This window comes from Rhizobium sp. CB3060 (genome assembly GCF_025200735.1).
Classification (GTDB): domain Bacteria; phylum Pseudomonadota; class Alphaproteobacteria; order Rhizobiales; family Rhizobiaceae; genus Rhizobium.
Genome location: NZ_CP104158.1, coordinates 3,552,444 through 3,567,412 on the forward strand (window position 1 = coordinate 3,552,444; position 14,969 = coordinate 3,567,412).

Annotated in this window: 16 protein-coding genes; 13 read left to right on the top strand and 3 right to left on the bottom strand. The window is 61.0% G+C overall.

The window, feature by feature from the left end; translation table 11 throughout:
* The first annotated feature begins 17 nt into the window (after positions 1 to 17).
* From obgE to modC, 7 genes are all read left to right on the top strand, one after another.
* Positions 18 to 1,112: a GTPase ObgE gene (gene obgE / locus N2601_RS17085; protein WP_260303240.1), complete on the top strand. Its 1,095-nt coding sequence runs from the start codon at positions 18 to 20 to the stop codon at positions 1,110 to 1,112.
* A complete protein-coding gene (gene proB / locus N2601_RS17090) occupies positions 1,109 to 2,278 on the top strand; it encodes a glutamate 5-kinase (protein ID WP_104824878.1) in 1,170 nt (389 codons plus the stop codon). The genes obgE and proB overlap by 4 nt, the downstream gene beginning before the upstream one ends.
* On the top strand, positions 2,271 to 3,554 hold the full coding sequence (locus tag N2601_RS17095; protein WP_104825278.1) for a glutamate-5-semialdehyde dehydrogenase: 1,284 nt from the start codon (positions 2,271 to 2,273) through the stop codon (positions 3,552 to 3,554). Before proB ends, N2601_RS17095 begins: the two co-directional genes overlap by 8 nt.
* A gap of 37 nt (positions 3,555 to 3,591) precedes the next feature.
* Positions 3,592 to 4,173 carry a nicotinate-nucleotide adenylyltransferase gene (locus N2601_RS17100; RefSeq protein ID WP_245464001.1) on the top strand — a complete coding sequence of 194 codons (582 nt, stop codon included), beginning with the start codon at positions 3,592 to 3,594 and terminating at the stop codon, positions 4,171 to 4,173.
* A gap of 576 nt (positions 4,174 to 4,749) precedes the next feature.
* Positions 4,750 to 5,547 carry a molybdate ABC transporter substrate-binding protein gene (gene modA, locus N2601_RS17105; RefSeq protein WP_104824880.1) on the top strand — a complete coding sequence of 266 codons (798 nt, stop codon included), beginning with the start codon at positions 4,750 to 4,752 and terminating at the stop codon, positions 5,545 to 5,547.
* An 88-nt stretch (positions 5,548 to 5,635) separates the two neighbouring features.
* The gene (modB, locus tag N2601_RS17110) at positions 5,636 to 6,337 is read left to right on the top strand and encodes a molybdate ABC transporter permease subunit (RefSeq protein ID WP_104824881.1); all 702 of its coding nucleotides are present in this window, start codon (positions 5,636 to 5,638) and stop codon (positions 6,335 to 6,337) included.
* Positions 6,334 to 7,407: a molybdenum ABC transporter ATP-binding protein gene (gene modC, locus N2601_RS17115; RefSeq protein ID WP_104824882.1), complete on the top strand. Its 1,074-nt coding sequence runs from the start codon at positions 6,334 to 6,336 to the stop codon at positions 7,405 to 7,407. Before modB ends, modC begins: the two co-directional genes overlap by 4 nt.
* 6 nt (positions 7,408 to 7,413) lie before the next feature.
* Here modC and N2601_RS17120 read toward each other — a convergent pair whose 3' ends face one another.
* Positions 7,414 to 7,806 (bottom strand): winged helix-turn-helix domain-containing protein, encoded by a 393-nt coding sequence (locus N2601_RS17120; RefSeq protein ID WP_104824883.1) that lies wholly within the window; start codon positions 7,804 to 7,806, stop codon positions 7,414 to 7,416.
* 274 nt (positions 7,807 to 8,080) lie between these two features.
* On the opposite strand from N2601_RS17120, the gene rsfS reads away from it, so the two are divergent.
* From rsfS to N2601_RS17150, 6 genes are all read left to right on the top strand, one after another.
* On the top strand, positions 8,081 to 8,527 hold the full coding sequence (gene rsfS / locus N2601_RS17125) for a ribosome silencing factor (protein ID WP_104825279.1): 447 nt from the start codon (positions 8,081 to 8,083) through the stop codon (positions 8,525 to 8,527).
* Positions 8,528 to 8,643: 116 nt separating this feature from the next.
* The gene (rlmH, locus tag N2601_RS17130; protein ID WP_104824884.1) at positions 8,644 to 9,126 is read left to right on the top strand and encodes a 23S rRNA (pseudouridine(1915)-N(3))-methyltransferase RlmH; all 483 of its coding nucleotides are present in this window, start codon (positions 8,644 to 8,646) and stop codon (positions 9,124 to 9,126) included.
* A 181-nt stretch (positions 9,127 to 9,307) separates the two neighbouring features.
* The gene (locus tag N2601_RS17135) at positions 9,308 to 10,789 is read left to right on the top strand and encodes a murein hydrolase activator EnvC family protein (RefSeq protein ID WP_104824885.1); all 1,482 of its coding nucleotides are present in this window, start codon (positions 9,308 to 9,310) and stop codon (positions 10,787 to 10,789) included.
* Entirely contained in the window at positions 10,779 to 12,107 is a 1,329-nt protein-coding gene (locus N2601_RS17140) for a S41 family peptidase (protein ID WP_104824886.1), read from the top strand. The genes N2601_RS17135 and N2601_RS17140 overlap by 11 nt, the downstream gene beginning before the upstream one ends.
* 221 nt (positions 12,108 to 12,328) lie before the next feature.
* On the top strand, positions 12,329 to 13,516 hold the full coding sequence (locus N2601_RS17145; protein WP_104824887.1) for a divergent polysaccharide deacetylase family protein: 1,188 nt from the start codon (positions 12,329 to 12,331) through the stop codon (positions 13,514 to 13,516).
* Between the two features lie 17 nt (positions 13,517 to 13,533).
* Positions 13,534 to 14,073, top strand: a complete 540-nt coding sequence (locus tag N2601_RS17150; protein ID WP_104824888.1) for an RNA pyrophosphohydrolase — start codon at positions 13,534 to 13,536, stop codon at positions 14,071 to 14,073.
* A 45-nt stretch (positions 14,074 to 14,118) separates the two neighbouring features.
* Here the strand turns inward: N2601_RS17150 and bfr are convergent, their stop codons facing one another.
* Together bfr and N2601_RS17160 are read right to left on the bottom strand one after the other, a co-directional pair.
* The gene (bfr, locus tag N2601_RS17155) at positions 14,119 to 14,604 is read right to left on the bottom strand and encodes a bacterioferritin (protein ID WP_028753752.1); all 486 of its coding nucleotides are present in this window, start codon (positions 14,602 to 14,604) and stop codon (positions 14,119 to 14,121) included.
* Entirely contained in the window at positions 14,570 to 14,881 is a 312-nt protein-coding gene (locus tag N2601_RS17160; RefSeq protein WP_104824890.1) for a (2Fe-2S)-binding protein, read from the bottom strand. Before N2601_RS17160 ends, bfr begins: the two co-directional genes overlap by 35 nt.
* Positions 14,882 to 14,969: the final 88 nt, after the last annotated feature.

The window sequence follows — 14,969 nt, forward strand, 5'->3', positions numbered from 1 at the left end:
CGAGTGACGGAAGTAAAATGAAATTTCTCGACGAAGCAAAGGTCTATATTCGGTCTGGTGATGGCGGCGCGGGCAGCGTGTCCTTCCGGCGTGAGAAATTCATCGAGTTCGGCGGTCCGGACGGTGGCGATGGCGGCCGCGGCGGCGATGTCTGGGTCGAGGCCGTCAACGGGCTGAATACGCTGATCGATTTCCGCTATCAGCAGCATTTCAAGGCGAAGATCGGCATGCATGGCATGGGCAAGAACCGCGCCGGCGCCAAGGGCGACGACGTGACGCTGAAGGTCCCGGTCGGCACGCAGATTTTCGAAGAAGACGAGGAAACCCTGATCTGCGACCTGACACAGGAGGGCCAGCGCTTTCGTCTCGCCGCCGGCGGCAATGGCGGCTTCGGCAACGCCTATTTCAAATCCTCGGTCAATCAGGCGCCCGATTGGGCCAATCCCGGCCTGCCCGGTGAAGAAAAGACCATCTGGCTGCGGCTGAAGCTGATCGCCGATGCCGGCCTCGTCGGCCTGCCAAATGCGGGCAAGTCGACCTTCCTTGCCGCCGTCAGCCGCGCCCGGCCGAAGATCGCCAACTATCCATTCACGACGCTGCACCCCAATCTCGGCGTCGCCACCATCGATAGCCAGGAATTCATTCTGGCCGACATTCCCGGCCTGATCGAGGGCGCGCATGAAGGTGTGGGCATCGGTGACCGTTTCCTCGGCCATGTCGAGCGCACCCGCGTGCTGCTGCATCTGGTCTCCGCCCAGGAAGAAAAGGTCGGCAAGGCCTACAAGACGGTGAAGCACGAGCTCGAAGCCTATGGCAACGATATCACCGACAAGCCGGAGATCGTCGCACTGTCGCAAATCGACGTGCTGGACGAGGAGACGTTGAAGAAAAAGACGCGGGAACTGGCGCGAGCCTGCGGCAAGACGCCGTTCCGCATTTCCGCCATCACCGGCAGCGGCATGACCGAGGTGTTGCGCGCTTTGCGCGACGTGATTGTCGAGGCGAACGCTGGCACCCAGGAAGAGAAGCCGGCGAAAGCGCCGAAACTGCGCCATCGTGACATGGCCGTTGTCGATAAGGAAAGCGACGACGACGAGGAGCAGCAGGGATGACTGCCCGCAAGCCGCTCGACCGCTACCGCCGCATCGTCATCAAGATCGGCTCCGCCCTTCTGGTCAATCGCAAGGCCGGCCTGAAGAAAACCTGGCTTGACGGCATGTGCGCCGATATTGCCGGGCTGAAGGCCAAGGGGGCCGATGTCCTCGTCGTCTCCTCCGGCGCTATCGCGCTCGGCCGTTCGGTGCTCGACCTGCCCTCCGGTGCATTGAAGCTGGAGGAAAGCCAGGCGGCCGCGGCCGTCGGCCAGATTTCGCTGGCGCGCGCCTGGTCAGAAAGCCTGTCGCATGACGATATCGTCGCCGGCCAGATCCTGCTGACACTCGGCGATACCGAAGAGCGCCGCCGCTATCTCAACGCCCGCGCCACCATCAATCAGCTCCTGAAGATCGGCGCCGTACCGATCATCAACGAAAACGACACGGTCGCCACCAGCGAAATCCGCTATGGCGACAATGACCGGCTGGCCGCCCGCGTCGCCACCATGACCGGCGCCGACCTGCTGATCCTGCTGTCTGACATCGATGGGCTCTACACCGCCCCACCGCATCTCGATCCGCAAGCGAAATTCCTGGAAACGATCGCCGAGATCACGCCGGAAATCGAAGCCATGGCCGGCGGCGCGGCCTCCGAACTGTCGCGCGGCGGCATGCGCACCAAGATCGATGCCGGCAAAATCGCCACGGGCGCCGGCTGCGCCATGATCATCGCCTCGGGCAAGACCGACCGGCCGCTGAACGCAATCGAAAACGGCGCGCGCTCCTCCTGGTTCGCGCCTTCGGGCACGCCCGTCACCGCCCGAAAGACCTGGATTGCCGGGCAATTGCAGCCCGCCGGTGAGCTGCATGTCGACGAGGGCGCCGTCACCGCGCTCGGCGCCGGCAAGAGCCTTCTGCCTGCCGGCGTGCGCAGCATTGTCGGCAATTTCGGCCGCGGCGACACCGTTGCCGTTATCGGCCCCTCCGGTCGAGAAATCGCCCGTGGCCTTGTCGGTTACGATGCCGAGGAAGCCCGCCAGATCACCGGCCGCAAGTCGGCGGAGATCGAGGCGATCCTCGGCTATCCCGGCCGCGCCGCCATGGTGCATCGCGACGACCTCGTCATGACCGCGTCCGTCAAGACGAAGGCCGAGAAATTGAAGAAGGATGAAGCTCATGCTTGATACTGTCGCACAAAGCCCCGACATCGATGCGCTGATGAACGATATCGGCCGCAAGGCCCGGGCTGCGTCGCGACCTCTGGCCTTCGCTTCGACCGAAAGCAAGAACAAGGCGTTGAACGCCATGGCCGATGCCATTCTTGCCCGCAAGGATCATATCCTTGCCGAAAACGCCAAGGACCTGAAAGACGTCGAAGGCACGGATATGCTGGCCTCCTTCGTCGATCGCCTGACGCTGAACGACAAGCGCGTCGCCGAGATGGCCGAAGGCATTCGCGCCATCGCCGCCTTGGCCGATCCGGTGGGTGAAGTTATCGCCGCCTGGGATCGTCCGAACGGGCTGAAGATCGAACGCGTGCGCACGCCGCTCGGCGTCATCGGCGTCATCTTCGAAAGCCGGCCGAACGTCACCGCCGATGCCGGCGCGCTGTGCCTGAAAGCCGGCAATGCCGTAATCTTGCGCTGCGGCAGCGATTCGCGCCGTTCCTCTCAGGCGATCCATGAATGCCTGGTCGAGGGGCTGAAGGCAGCCGGCCTACCCGAGCACGCCATTCAGCTCGTGCCCGTGAGCGACCGTGCCGCCGTCGGCGCCATGCTGCGCGGCCTCGAGGGCAATATCGACGTCATCGTGCCGCGCGGCGGCAAGAGCCTCGTCGCCCGGGTGCAGACCGAAGCGCGCGTGCCGGTCTTCGCCCATCTCGAAGGCCTCTGCCACATCTATATCGATGCCTCGGCCGATCTGGAGATGGCGAAATCCATCGTCGTCAACGCCAAGATGCGCCGCACGGGCATCTGCGGCGCGGCTGAAACGCTGCTGGTCGATTCGAAGGTGGCGTCCACCCATCTGAAGCCGCTGCTCGACGGGCTTGCCGCGGCAGGCTGCGAAATCCGCGGTTCTGCCGAGGTGCTCAAGCTTGTGCCGGGATTGAAAGCCGCGACGGAAGAGGATTGGTCGACCGAATATCTCGCCGCCATTATTTCCGTCGCCATTGTCGACGGTATTTCCGGCGCGATTGGCCATATCGGCAAATATTCGTCCAACCATACCGAAGCCGTCATCGCCGAGGATCCCGCCGTGGTCGAGCGCTTCTTCACCGAGATCGATTCGGCGATCCTGCTGCACAATGCTTCGACGCAGTTTGCCGATGGCGGCGAGTTCGGCATGGGCGCGGAGATCGGCATCGCCACGGGCAAGATGCATGCGCGCGGGCCCGTTGGCGTCGAGCAGCTTACCTCTTTCAAATATCGCGTGCGCGGCACCGGACAGATACGGCCCTGACGTGCTGAAAGAAGAGATCGATTACCGCTATCTGCGCATGCCGCATGCCGAACGCGGCATGGTAGTCGGTCTTTTCGGCGGTTCCTTCAATCCGCCGCATCAGGGCCATGCGCTGGTGGCTGAAATCGCCATCCGACGGCTTGGCCTCGACCAACTCTGGTGGATGGTGACGCCTGGCAATCCGTTGAAGAACCGCAATCATCTGGCGCCGCTTGCCGAGCGCATCGCGCTCAGCGAGGCGGTCACGCATGACCCGCGCGTCAAGGTGACAGCTTTCGAGCAGACGCTCGGCATGAGCTACACGGCCAATACGCTCGCCTACGTCAAGGCGCGCAATACCCATGTTCATTTCATCTGGGTCATGGGTGCGGATAGCCTCAACACGTTTCACCGCTGGCAGAAATGGCAGGAGATTGCCCGCACCTTTCCGATCGCCGTCATCGACCGGCCGGGATCGACGCTATCCTATCTCTCCGCGAAGATGGCCAAGACGTTTCACTATGCGCGCGTCGACGAGGATGACGCACGGGTATTGTGGAAAAAACCGGCTCCGGCCTGGACCTTCATTCACGGTCGGCGCTCGACATTGAGCTCAACCGCCTTGCGCGCAGCACAATGACGGCCTCGGCGCGATAACGAGTCTGATTTTCAGGAAAACCTCCAAAATGAAAAAGCCCGACGGGGGAGGAGATCCGTCGGGCTTTCAAACCTGATCAGCAACTGGGAGGAGGAGTGTTGCTGATCGATATCGAAAGGCTTTGGGAGGAGGAGATCGCCGTTTCGATGATTATGTTTTAGCAGATTTGACCAAATGATAAAACGCTGATAGCGCAATGCAGCAATGCATTTTCATCGTGGCTCCGAAAACAATCTGCCCAAAAAACGCTTCTTTTACATGATCTGAGCTAATTGCGTCGCGGCTTCCGGCGCGACCTTCTCCAAAATCTCCCTAAAATCGCACGATTCGTAACGTTACGTCTCATCCCGTGAGCGTTCGCCATCCTTTTGGGCGTATTCAGCCATGCATTTATGCAATGGCAGGGCGTTCTTGTATGCGCCCCGGGGGCAAATCCCTATAAAATTCGTAGAGTTACGCTCCGCCGTAACGCTATATTTTCTGGAACATATCCCCTAGCCAAGCATCGTCGGCCGTTATATCTGTCCAGATATGTCGATATCTTCCAGGAGAAATAGAATGGCCACGCGCCGCCGCCAATGGATCAAGCTTGCAACCGCCGCCCTTTCCGCCGCCTGGCTCGGCGTGTCGGTCATTCCGACGCCGGCATTCGCCGCCGACAAGATCACCGTCTTTGCCGCCGCCAGCATGAAAAACGCCCTGGATAATATCGACGCTGCCTTTACCAAGGAAACCGGAAAGCAAGTCACCGTCTCCTATGCGGCAAGCGGACCGCTGGCCAAGCAGCTCGAAAACGGGGCGCCGGCCGATGTCTTCATTTCCGCCGATACCGACTGGATGGACTATGCCGCCAAGAAAAAGTTGATCAAGGACGACAGCCGCGTCAACCTGCTGGGCAATCAGATCGTTCTCGTCTCCGCCAAGGACAAGGCCAAACCCGTCGACGTCAAGCAGGGCATGGACCTTGCCGGCCTTCTCGGCGACGGACGCCTAGCGATCGGCCAGCCGGAATCGGTGCCGGCGGGCAAATACGGCAAAGCAGCGCTGGAAAAGCTCGGCATCTGGTCTTCCGTCGAGAAGAAGGTCGCCGGCGCTGAAAGCGTGCGCGCCGCGCTTGCGCTCGTTTCACGCGGCGAAGCGCCCTATGGCATCGTCTACAAGACCGACGTTTCCGCCGATCCGGGCGTTGCCGTGGTCGGCACCTTTCCGGAAGACAGCCATCCGCCGATCATCTATCCGATCGCGATCACGGCCAGCAGCACCAACCCTGATACACAGGCCTATGTCGATTATCTGAAATCGGCTAAGGCTGTTCCGTTCTTCGAGCACGAAGGCTTCACGGTTCTCAAGAAGTGAGCGTCATCGCTCGACCGTAGGCAAAAAAGCTCGTCTTTACAGGCTCGCCGGCTGATGGCGGGCCTGACATGTCTTTGCGAGGCCGAACTTGGACGCATTGGGTTTGAGCAGCGACGAATGGACGGCGATCGAGCTGAGCCTGCGCGTCTCGACCGTCGCCATGCTGGTGAGCCTGCCCTTCGGCATAGCCGCCGCGATGTTGCTGGCGCGCGGCAAATTCTGGGGCAAATCGATCCTCAACGGCATCATCCATCTGCCGCTGATCCTGCCGCCCGTCGTTACCGGCTTCGTCCTCCTCATCCTCTTCGGCCGCAAAGGCCCCATCGGGGCTTTGCTCGATCAATATCTCGGTATCGTCTTCTCCTTCCGCTGGACCGGCGCGGCGCTTGCCTGCGGCGTAATGGGCTTTCCGCTGATGGTCAGAAGCATCCGCCTGTCGATCGAAGCGGTCGATCGCAAGTTGGAAGAGGCTGCCGGAACGCTTGGCGCCAGCCCGCTCTGGATATTCCTCACGGTGACCTTGCCGCTGATCCTGCCCGGCATCATCGCCGGCATGATCCTTTCCTTCGCCAAGGCCATGGGCGAGTTCGGCGCCACCATCACCTTCGTCTCCAACATTCCCGGCGAAACGCAGACGTTGTCGTCGGCGATCTACACCTTTACGCAGGTGCCAGGTGGTGATGCCGGCGCGTTGCGGTTGACGATTGTCGCGATCGTCATTTCCATGGTGGCACTGCTCGCCTCTGAATTCCTCGCCTATCTCGCCGGCAAGAGGGTGGATTGGGAATGACGCTGATCGTCGATATCCGCCATCGATTGGGCGCATTCTCGCTTGAAGCCGCCTTCACCTCCGACGGCGGCGTCACGGCCCTGTTCGGCCGCTCCGGCTCGGGCAAGACCTCGATCATCCGCATCATCGCCGGCCTGATCCAACCCGATCATGGCCGCGTCGACCTCGATGGCACGGTGCTCGGAGACACCGACGCCCAGGTCTTCGTTCCGCGCCACCGCCGCCGTTTCGGCTACGTCTTCCAGGAGGCGCGGCTGTTTCCGCATCTTTCCGTGCGGCAGAACCTGAATTACGGCCGCTGGTTCGCGCCGAAAAGCGGCCATAGCGAAAGCTTCGATGGCGTCGTTGATCTCCTCGGCATCGCAGCCCTTCTCGATCGACGACCGGCCAAACTCTCCGGCGGCGAGAAACAGCGCGTCGCCATCGGCCGCGCCCTGCTGTCGTCACCACGGCTGCTCTTGATGGACGAACCGTTGGCCGCACTCGACGAGGCCCGCAAAGCCGAGATCCTGCCTTATCTCGAACGGCTTCGCGACGAGACGAAGGTGCCGATCATCTATGTCAGCCACTCGATCGCCGAGGTAGCGCGACTGGCCAACCGTGTCGTCGTCATGCGCGACGGCAAGGTGGAAGCGACGGGACCGGCGGTCGAGATCTTTAGCCAGCTTTCCGGCCCACAGGCGATCGACCGCCGCGAAGCGGGCGTTCTGCTCGAGGGCCGTGTGGAGCATATCGACCGCGAGCACCGCCTGACCATTGTGGCGCTGAAAGCGGCAAGGCTCTTCGTGCCCGGGGAAGCGGCTGGAATTGGCAAGATCGTCCGCGTCCACATTCCCGCCCGCGACGTCATACTGGCAACGGCACGGCCCGAAGGTCTCAGCGCCCTCAATATCCTCGAAGGACGGGTGCTTGCCCTCGGCACGGCGGCCGATGGCACCGTGGAAGTGAAAGTGGATTGCGGTGGCGACACGGTCCTTGCCCGCATTACGCAGTTTTCCTCCGAACGGCTGGGTCTGCGCATCGGACTGCCCATCCACGCGGTCATCAAGACCGTGGCGCTCGAATCCTAAGGGCGATCAGGACTCCACCTGCGGCTCTGCGACGGCGTCGTCAGGGTTGCGATTGGCCTCCAGCCATTCGAGATCACCGGCAATGGCGGCCCGCACCGAACTCTCCATGCCGCGGAACCGCCGCAGCAATTCCTCGCCGAAGGGCGTCAATGCCGCGCCGCCGCCGTTCGGGCCGCCGCGCTGGGATTCGACGGCCGGCTCCTGGAACATATGGTTCAATTCGCTGATCAGCAGCCAGGCACGGCGATAGGACATGTCCATGGCCCGACCGGCGGCCGAGATCGAACCGGTTTCGCGAATATGTTCAAGGAGTTCCATCTTGCCGCGCCCAAGCCGGCCCTGCCCCGAAAAACTGATGCGGAGGATGGGTTTCAGGGATTGTTGTGGAGCTTTGGTCATGGCGTCGGAGCGTTTCGATCTGATCTTGTGTATACGCGTCCTTCGCGCGCCTGTACATGGGAAGCGGGCGGCCGAGATCGGAGGACGGGGCTCACCTCACCTTGCGTTACCCTGACGCTCGCCGCGCAGCCGCCCGGCCGAATTGCCCACATATGGTGCGAAAGAGGCGGGAAATACCACAAAAGCTTGTCTTTACGTCCAATAGATGACAACCAGCGTCTTGAAACCTTAATGCTTTGGTGCCTATCTTTAAGGTGTGATCGACTCAGATCATGTGCCTGTTCTGTTACTCAAGGAAGGAAGAGCACTGACAACAGTACACGCCAAGGGAAGAACGCCTGTCGTTGTCCCGAAGAGCCCGGAACGTGGCGTCGATGCCGCTGCCCGCGCCCTGCAAGCCGTCCTCGTAAGCCTCGAGGACTCCAAGGCCGAAAATATCGTCACCATCAACATTGCTGGCAAGTCCGCGCTTGGAGACTACATGGTCGTCGTCTCCGGACGCTCGAACCGGCATGTCCTGGCGATCGCCGACCATCTGATCACCGACCTCAAGGAAGAAGGCCTGGGCAATGCCCGCGTCGAAGGCCTGGAAGGCGGCGACTGGGTGCTGATCGACACGGGTGACATTATCATTCACGTGTTCCGTCCCGAGATTCGCGAGTTCTATAACATCGAAAAGATGTGGGCCGCGCCCGATCTCGACGAGGGCACGCTGCACTGACCTATTCCGGGCAGTATTCCCGGTCCCGGTTAGTAGGTTTGAATAGCCGGACATGATTGTCCGGCAACGGTCTATATTTTGTGCCGCCATGATGGCGGATATGCTTGGGAGCGGGAATGCGGATAGGCCTTTTTGCCGTGGGACGGTTGAAAACCGGCCCTGAAAAGGATCTTGCGGCCCGTTATCTCGACCGTTTCGCCAAGGCTGGTCCAGCAATCGGCCTCGAATTGGCGCGCATGACGGAAGTCGCCGAAAGCCGCGCATCCAACGGCGAGACGCGCAAGCGTGAAGAAGCGGTCCTGTTGCAGAAAGCGCATCCGGACGGCGGCGTTCTTATTCTGCTCGACGAGCGGGGCAAGGCGCTGGACAGCGAAGCCTTCGCCGCTTTGCTTGGCACGTTCCGCGACCAGGGCAAGCGCGATCTCACGATCGCCATCGGCGGCGCCGACGGTCTCGACCCCTCCCTTTACGAGAGAGCCGACGCAACCATCTGCCTGGGCAAGATGACCTGGCCGCATCAGCTTGTGCGCATTCTCATCGCCGAACAGCTCTATCGTGCGGTCACGATCCTCTCCGGTCACCCCTACCATCGGGTTTGAGATTCCGCTGCCCCGGATCGAATTGCTCGAAAACAGTTTGGCTTTCGGCTATTTTGCGTTAACGGAACGCTCACACAGGCGTGTTTTGATTCCCGCCGCAAAATTGATGATGCTTCCTGGATAATCGCGGCAAACCGGTTTAATTTCGCGCGATCTGAAGGGGCCGAGCCCAAACGACTGGATGAGAAAAACCCCACCCACGCTTTCCCGCTTGCTGCTGCCCTCACTGGCGGTGTGTCTTGGCGTCGGTGTCTATGTGGAAAGCCCGTTTCAGTTCCGGGATATGGCCCTGGCGCAGGAAGATGACGGCGCCTCGCCCGCGCAGACCCCCACGCAAACCAAGGACGACCAGCCCGGCGTCGCCTCGACCGCATCCTCGACGCAGCCGGCCGAACAGGCGCCGGACCCTGCCGCCGATCTTGCCAAGAAGCGCGATCAAACCCGCACCGAGCTGGAGGAATTGTCAAAGACGATCAGCCTTTCCTCCGACAAGACGAAAGCCCTGGAAGACAGCATCGCCTCGCTCGACAAGAGCACGGCCAGCCTGCGCCAGGCGCTGATCGACAGCGCGGCCCGCCGAAGGGATATGGACCGCAAGATAGAGCAGAGCGAAAGGAAGCTGACCGATCTCGCAGTCAAGGAAGACAAGATTCGCAAATCATTGCATGAGCGACGTGCGCTGTTGGCCGAAGTTCTGGGCGCGCTGGAACGCATGGGCCGCAACCCGCCGCCGGCGCTGCTGGTAACGCCCGACGATGCGCTGGCTTCCGTGCGCAGCGCCATCCTGCTCGGCGCCGTCGTTCCCGGCATGCGCAAGGAGACGGACAAGCTCATCGCCGACCTTACCGATCTCACCAAACTGCATGCCGCCACCGCGGCAGAAAAGGCCGATCTCACCGCCACCATGACCAACAGTCTGGAGGAGGAACGACGCATGGACATGCTGGTCGCCGAAAACGACAAGCACAGCCATGAGAATGCCGCCGAACTGGACGCCGAACGCAAGCGTTCCGAAGAATTGGCGGGTCAGGCGACCAGTCTCGAGGGCCTCGTCGCATCGCTGGAAAGCCAGATCGGCTCGGTGCGCGATGCCGCCGCCGCGGCCCGGGCGGAAGAGGCCCGCCGGGAGCAGATGACCGATCAGCAGCGCGAACAGGCGAGGGCACTGGCCGAAAGCGGCGTGCCCGATAAAAACCGCATTGCGCCCGCATATCCGTTTTCCGACCTTAAACGGAAATTGGAGCTGCCTGTGGCGGGTGATATTCTCCGCCAGTTCGGCGACGATGACGGTACGGGACATACCGCGATGGGCCTGACCCTCGCAACCGGCGCCGACGCGCTCGTCACCGCTCCTGCCGATGGGACTGTCGTTTACGCCGGCGCATTTCGCAGCTATGGCCAGATGGTTATTCTGGATACCGGCGACGGTTATCATATGGTGCTGTCGGGAATGGACGCGATCAAGACGCGTCTCGGCAAATTTGTCTTCGCTGGCGAGCCGCTCGCTGTAATGGGCCAAAAAAGAGTCGCGAGCGCGACTGCATTGGCGCTGGAAACGGATCGACCAACGCTTTACATTGAATTTCGAAAAGATGGGAAGCCGGTCGATTCTCGGCCTTGGTGGACCTCCAAAGACACTGGAAAGGCACGCAATGATACGTAGGGCTTCTCTTGTTCTCGTTGGCGCATTGATGGGTGCGACCGCGATGAGCGTCATCTACACGGCGGTAGCGCCGGCGGAAGCCGCGGGCGCTTCCACGTACAAGGAACTGTCGATTTTCGGCGACGTCTTTGAACGTGTGCGCGCGCAATACGTAACGCCGCCCCAGGAAGACAAGCTGATCGAAGCCGCCATCAACGGTATGCTGTCCTCGCTGGACCCGCATTCGAGCTACATGAATGCCAAGGACGCCGACGACATGCGCACCCAGACCAAGGGTGAATTCGGCGGTCTCGGCATCGAAGTGACCATGGACAATGACCTCGTCAAGGTCATCACCCCGATCGACGACACGCCCGCCGCCAAGGCCGGTGTTCTCGCCGGCGACTATATCACCGCCATCGACGGCCAGTCGGTCCGCGGCCTCAAGCTGGAAGACGCTGTTGAGAAGATGCGCGGCGCCGTCAAGACGCCGATCAAGCTGACGCTGATGCGCAAGGGCGCCGACAAGCCGATCGAACTCACCATCATCCGTGACGTGATCGCCGTTGCCGCCGTCAAGTCGCGCGAAGAAGGCGGCGATGTCGGTTATCTCCGCATCATCTCCTTCACCGAAAAGACCACGCCGGACCTGGAAGCCGCGATCGCCAAGATCAAGAAGGATATCCCGGCCGACAAGCTGAAGGGCTATGTCCTCGACCTGCGCCTCAATCCGGGCGGTCTGCTCGACCAGGCGATCAACGTTGCCGACGATGTGCTGGAGCGTGGCGAAGTCGTCTCGACCCGCGGCCGCAATCCGGACGAAACCCGCCGCTTCAACGCGGGCCCGGGCGACCTGACCGACGGCAAGCCGATCATCGTGCTCATCAATGGCGGTTCTGCTTCGGCATCGGAAATCGTTGCCGGCGCTCTGCAGGATCTACGCCGCGCCACCGTCCTCGGCACCCAGTCCTTCGGCAAGGGCTCCGTGCAGACGATCATCCCGCTTGGCGATGGCAACGGCGCGCTGCGTCTGACGACGGCGCTTTATTACACGCCGTCGGGCCGTTCGATCCAGGGCACCGGTATTACGCCCGACGTCAAGGTCGACGAGCCGCTGCCGGACGATCTGAAGGGCAAGCTGGTGACGGAAGGCGAATCCAGCCTGCCGGGCCACATCAAGGGCCAGAGCGAAACCGACCAGGGCTCCGGCTCGGCCGCTTACGTGCCGCCGGATCCGAAGGACGACGTTCAGCTCAACTACGCGCTTGACCTGTTGCGCGGCGCAAAGACCGACCCGTCCTTCCCGCCGAACCCGGAAAAGGCGGTTTCCTCCAAATAAGGAAATAGCGCCGGGCTGGAAACAGACCCGGCGCTTTCATATCCAGGGCGAGGTGATTGATCTCATCTCGCTCTAACTATTTGAATAAGCATGTCTTATTCGAAATCCATTTTGGATCTGCTTGAGTGTTTTGAATCTGCAGCGTCTCCCTGCTTTGATGGCTGCATGAAACTGGAATGCACGGGGGCGGACATTTTCCCATTTTGGGGTGGATACGGACTTTGGGAACGGATTTGCATGCACCGCTGGGCCAGAACCGCGGCTCTGGCCGCAAGCGGCGGCGTCCGCCCTTCGGGCGCATCCTCGCCGGCTTCTGTCTGATCGCGATCGCCAGTTTTTCCCTCTATTCAGCACTGTTGCGCGACCATCTGCAGAAGACTCCCCCGGTCGAGACTGCCGAAAAGGCGTCGCCATCACCGCAGGCCAGTAACAAGCCGGCCACGGGCGATCAAACGACAGGCCTGAAGCAGGTCGATCCGCAATCCGGCGCCGATACGCATCGCATCGTCACCAGCGACGGTTCGGTCGTGACCATGTTCAGCCCGAATACGCGCGACGGCGACGGCCCTGTGCTGATCAATGCCAATCAGGTCGGCCAGGATCCGCGCATGGCGGCGACGCCGAACGACAGCCTGCTGGAGGATTCGCCTTTCGGCAAGCTGCCGATTATCGCGCCGAGCGGATTGAGACCGATGGACCAATATGCGCGGCCCTGGTCCGGTGCCCGCGGCACGCGCGTCGCCATCGTCGTCAGCGGCCTCGGCCTCAGCCAGACCGGTACGCAGCGCGCCATCGAGAAACTGCCGGAGGAAATCACGCTCGCCTTTGCCGCCAGCGGCAACAGCCTGCAGCGCTGGATGCAGGAGGCGCGGCGTGGCGGCCATGAAATCCTGATCCAGGTGCCTTTCGAGCCATTCGATTACCCAGGCAACAACCCCGGACCCGATACGCTTTTGACCTCGCAGCCCGCGGCCAAAAACATCGAAGACCTGCACAAGGCTTTGGCCGAAATCACCAACTATACTGGCGTGATGAACTATCTCGGCGGACGATTCCTGTCGAATGCCGATGCCATGGAACCGGTCATGCGTGATATCGGCAAGCGCGGTCTGTTGTTCCTCGACGACGGCTCCTCGGCACAGTCCAAATCCGGTACGGTTGCCAAGGCGCTTGAGGTGCCGCATGCATTTGCGGATGTGCAGCTCGACGGAGAATTGAAGCAGGATGCCATCCTGAAGAAGCTCGACGAGCTGGAGCGCATCGCCCGCCGTAATGGCTCGGCTATCGGCGTTGCGTCCGCTTTCGACGAGAGCGTCGACGCCATCAGCAAATGGAGCGAGGAGGCCGCCATGCGCGGCATCGAGATCGTCGCCGTCTCGGCGCTTGCCGACGACCCCAAACATCCCTGAAGGCTTAGAGGATTACCATGAGCAAGAGCCGCGTCCCCATCAGAGCTGAAGACCTGCCTTATCGCCCCTGCGTCGGCATCATGGTGCTCAATCGCGAAGGGCTGGTCTGGGCCGGCAAGCGCATTCCGGACGGCAATTCCGAATATGACGGCTCGCCGCATCTCTGGCAGATGCCGCAGGGCGGCATCGACGAAGGCGAGGACCCGCTAGTGGCCGCCTATCGCGAGCTTTACGAAGAGACCGGCATAAAGACCGTGACGCTGCTCGCCGAAGCGAAGGACTGGATCAACTACGATCTGCCGCCGCAATTGATCGGCATCGGCCTCAAGGGAAAATTCCGCGGCCAGACCCAGCGCTGGTTCGCCTTCCGCTTCGACGGCGACGAAAGCGAAATCGCCATCAATCCGCCGCCGGGCGGCCATGAACCGGAATTCGAGGCCTGGGATTGGAAGCCGATGGCGGAGCTACCCAGTCTGATCGTCGCCTTCAAACGGTCCGTCTACGAGCAGGTCGTCGCCGAATTCCAAAATTTGGCTGGGTTGAAGGCGGAAGACTGAGCGCATTCCGACCGCCTGAAAGGGCGGCCGGAAAATCGATGCTAATTATTCAGCAGAATCAGCGGAATCGGCGTTGAGCTGGCCGTATTTGGCCTCGCCGATCTTTTCAAGCAGGTCGATCTGGGTTTCCAGGAAGTCGATATGACCTTCCTCATCCGCCAACAGCTCTTCGAACAGCTTCATCGAAACATAGTCGCCGGCATCGTGACAGATGTCGCGCGACTTCTTGTAGGCGGTGCGGGCGTCATATTCGCCGGCGAGATCGGCCTCCAGCACTTCCTTGACATTCTGGCCGATGCGCAGCGGCGCCAGTGTCTGCAGGTTCGGATGCCCTTCGAGGAAGATGATGCGAGCAACGAGACGATCGGCGTGGTGCATCTCTTCGATGGATTCCGCACGCTCCTTCTTGGCAAGCTTGGTATAGCCCCAATCTTCCAGAAGCCGGTAATGAACCCAATATTGATTGACTGCACCGAGTTCGAGAAATAGGGCCTCGTTAAGCCGCTCGATGACTTTTTTGTCGCCTTTCAATGTCCGCTCTCCTGTTTTCTTCATGGAACTTTTTCAAGCGGGACATGAAATCAAATATTTCCGCCTCCGTCGAGTGGCGGCGGGCATGATAGTCCTCGGTCGTCTGTATAATGATGTCGACGACATTCGGGAAGCAGCCGCAGCAACGGCCGCGCTTCGACATGGCGTGATAGACCTTGGCAGGAACGATGAGCTGCCAACAATCCTGATCGAGGAGCTCGATGATGACCTCCCGGATTTCCTTGTCGGTGATGTAATTACAACTGCAAACCAGCATTCTTCGCTCAGCCCGTCAAACATGACATCTGCTGTCTTGTTATCTGCGAAAGAAGACGATCTTTGTCAAGAAAAATTCGATTCATTTT

Coding starts and splice junctions, on each gene's coding strand:
- obgE (WP_260303240.1), top strand. CDS start 18: ATGAAATTTCTCGACGAAGCAAAGGTCTATATTCGGTCTGGTGATGGC.
- proB (WP_104824878.1), top strand. CDS start 1,109: ATGACTGCCCGCAAGCCGCTCGACCGCTACCGCCGCATCGTCATCAAG.
- N2601_RS17095 (WP_104825278.1), top strand. CDS start 2,271: ATGCTTGATACTGTCGCACAAAGCCCCGACATCGATGCGCTGATGAAC.
- N2601_RS17100 (WP_245464001.1), top strand. CDS start 3,592: ATGCCGCATGCCGAACGCGGCATGGTAGTCGGTCTTTTCGGCGGTTCC.
- modA (WP_104824880.1), top strand. CDS start 4,750: ATGGCCACGCGCCGCCGCCAATGGATCAAGCTTGCAACCGCCGCCCTT.
- modC (WP_104824882.1), top strand. CDS start 6,334: ATGACGCTGATCGTCGATATCCGCCATCGATTGGGCGCATTCTCGCTT.
- N2601_RS17120 (WP_104824883.1), bottom strand. CDS start 7,806: ATGACCAAAGCTCCACAACAATCCCTGAAACCCATCCTCCGCATCAGT.
- rlmH (WP_104824884.1), top strand. CDS start 8,644: ATGCGGATAGGCCTTTTTGCCGTGGGACGGTTGAAAACCGGCCCTGAA.
- N2601_RS17135 (WP_104824885.1), top strand. CDS start 9,308: ATGAGAAAAACCCCACCCACGCTTTCCCGCTTGCTGCTGCCCTCACTG.
- N2601_RS17140 (WP_104824886.1), top strand. CDS start 10,779: ATGATACGTAGGGCTTCTCTTGTTCTCGTTGGCGCATTGATGGGTGCG.
- N2601_RS17150 (WP_104824888.1), top strand. CDS start 13,534: ATGAGCAAGAGCCGCGTCCCCATCAGAGCTGAAGACCTGCCTTATCGC.
- N2601_RS17160 (WP_104824890.1), bottom strand. CDS start 14,881: ATGCTGGTTTGCAGTTGTAATTACATCACCGACAAGGAAATCCGGGAG.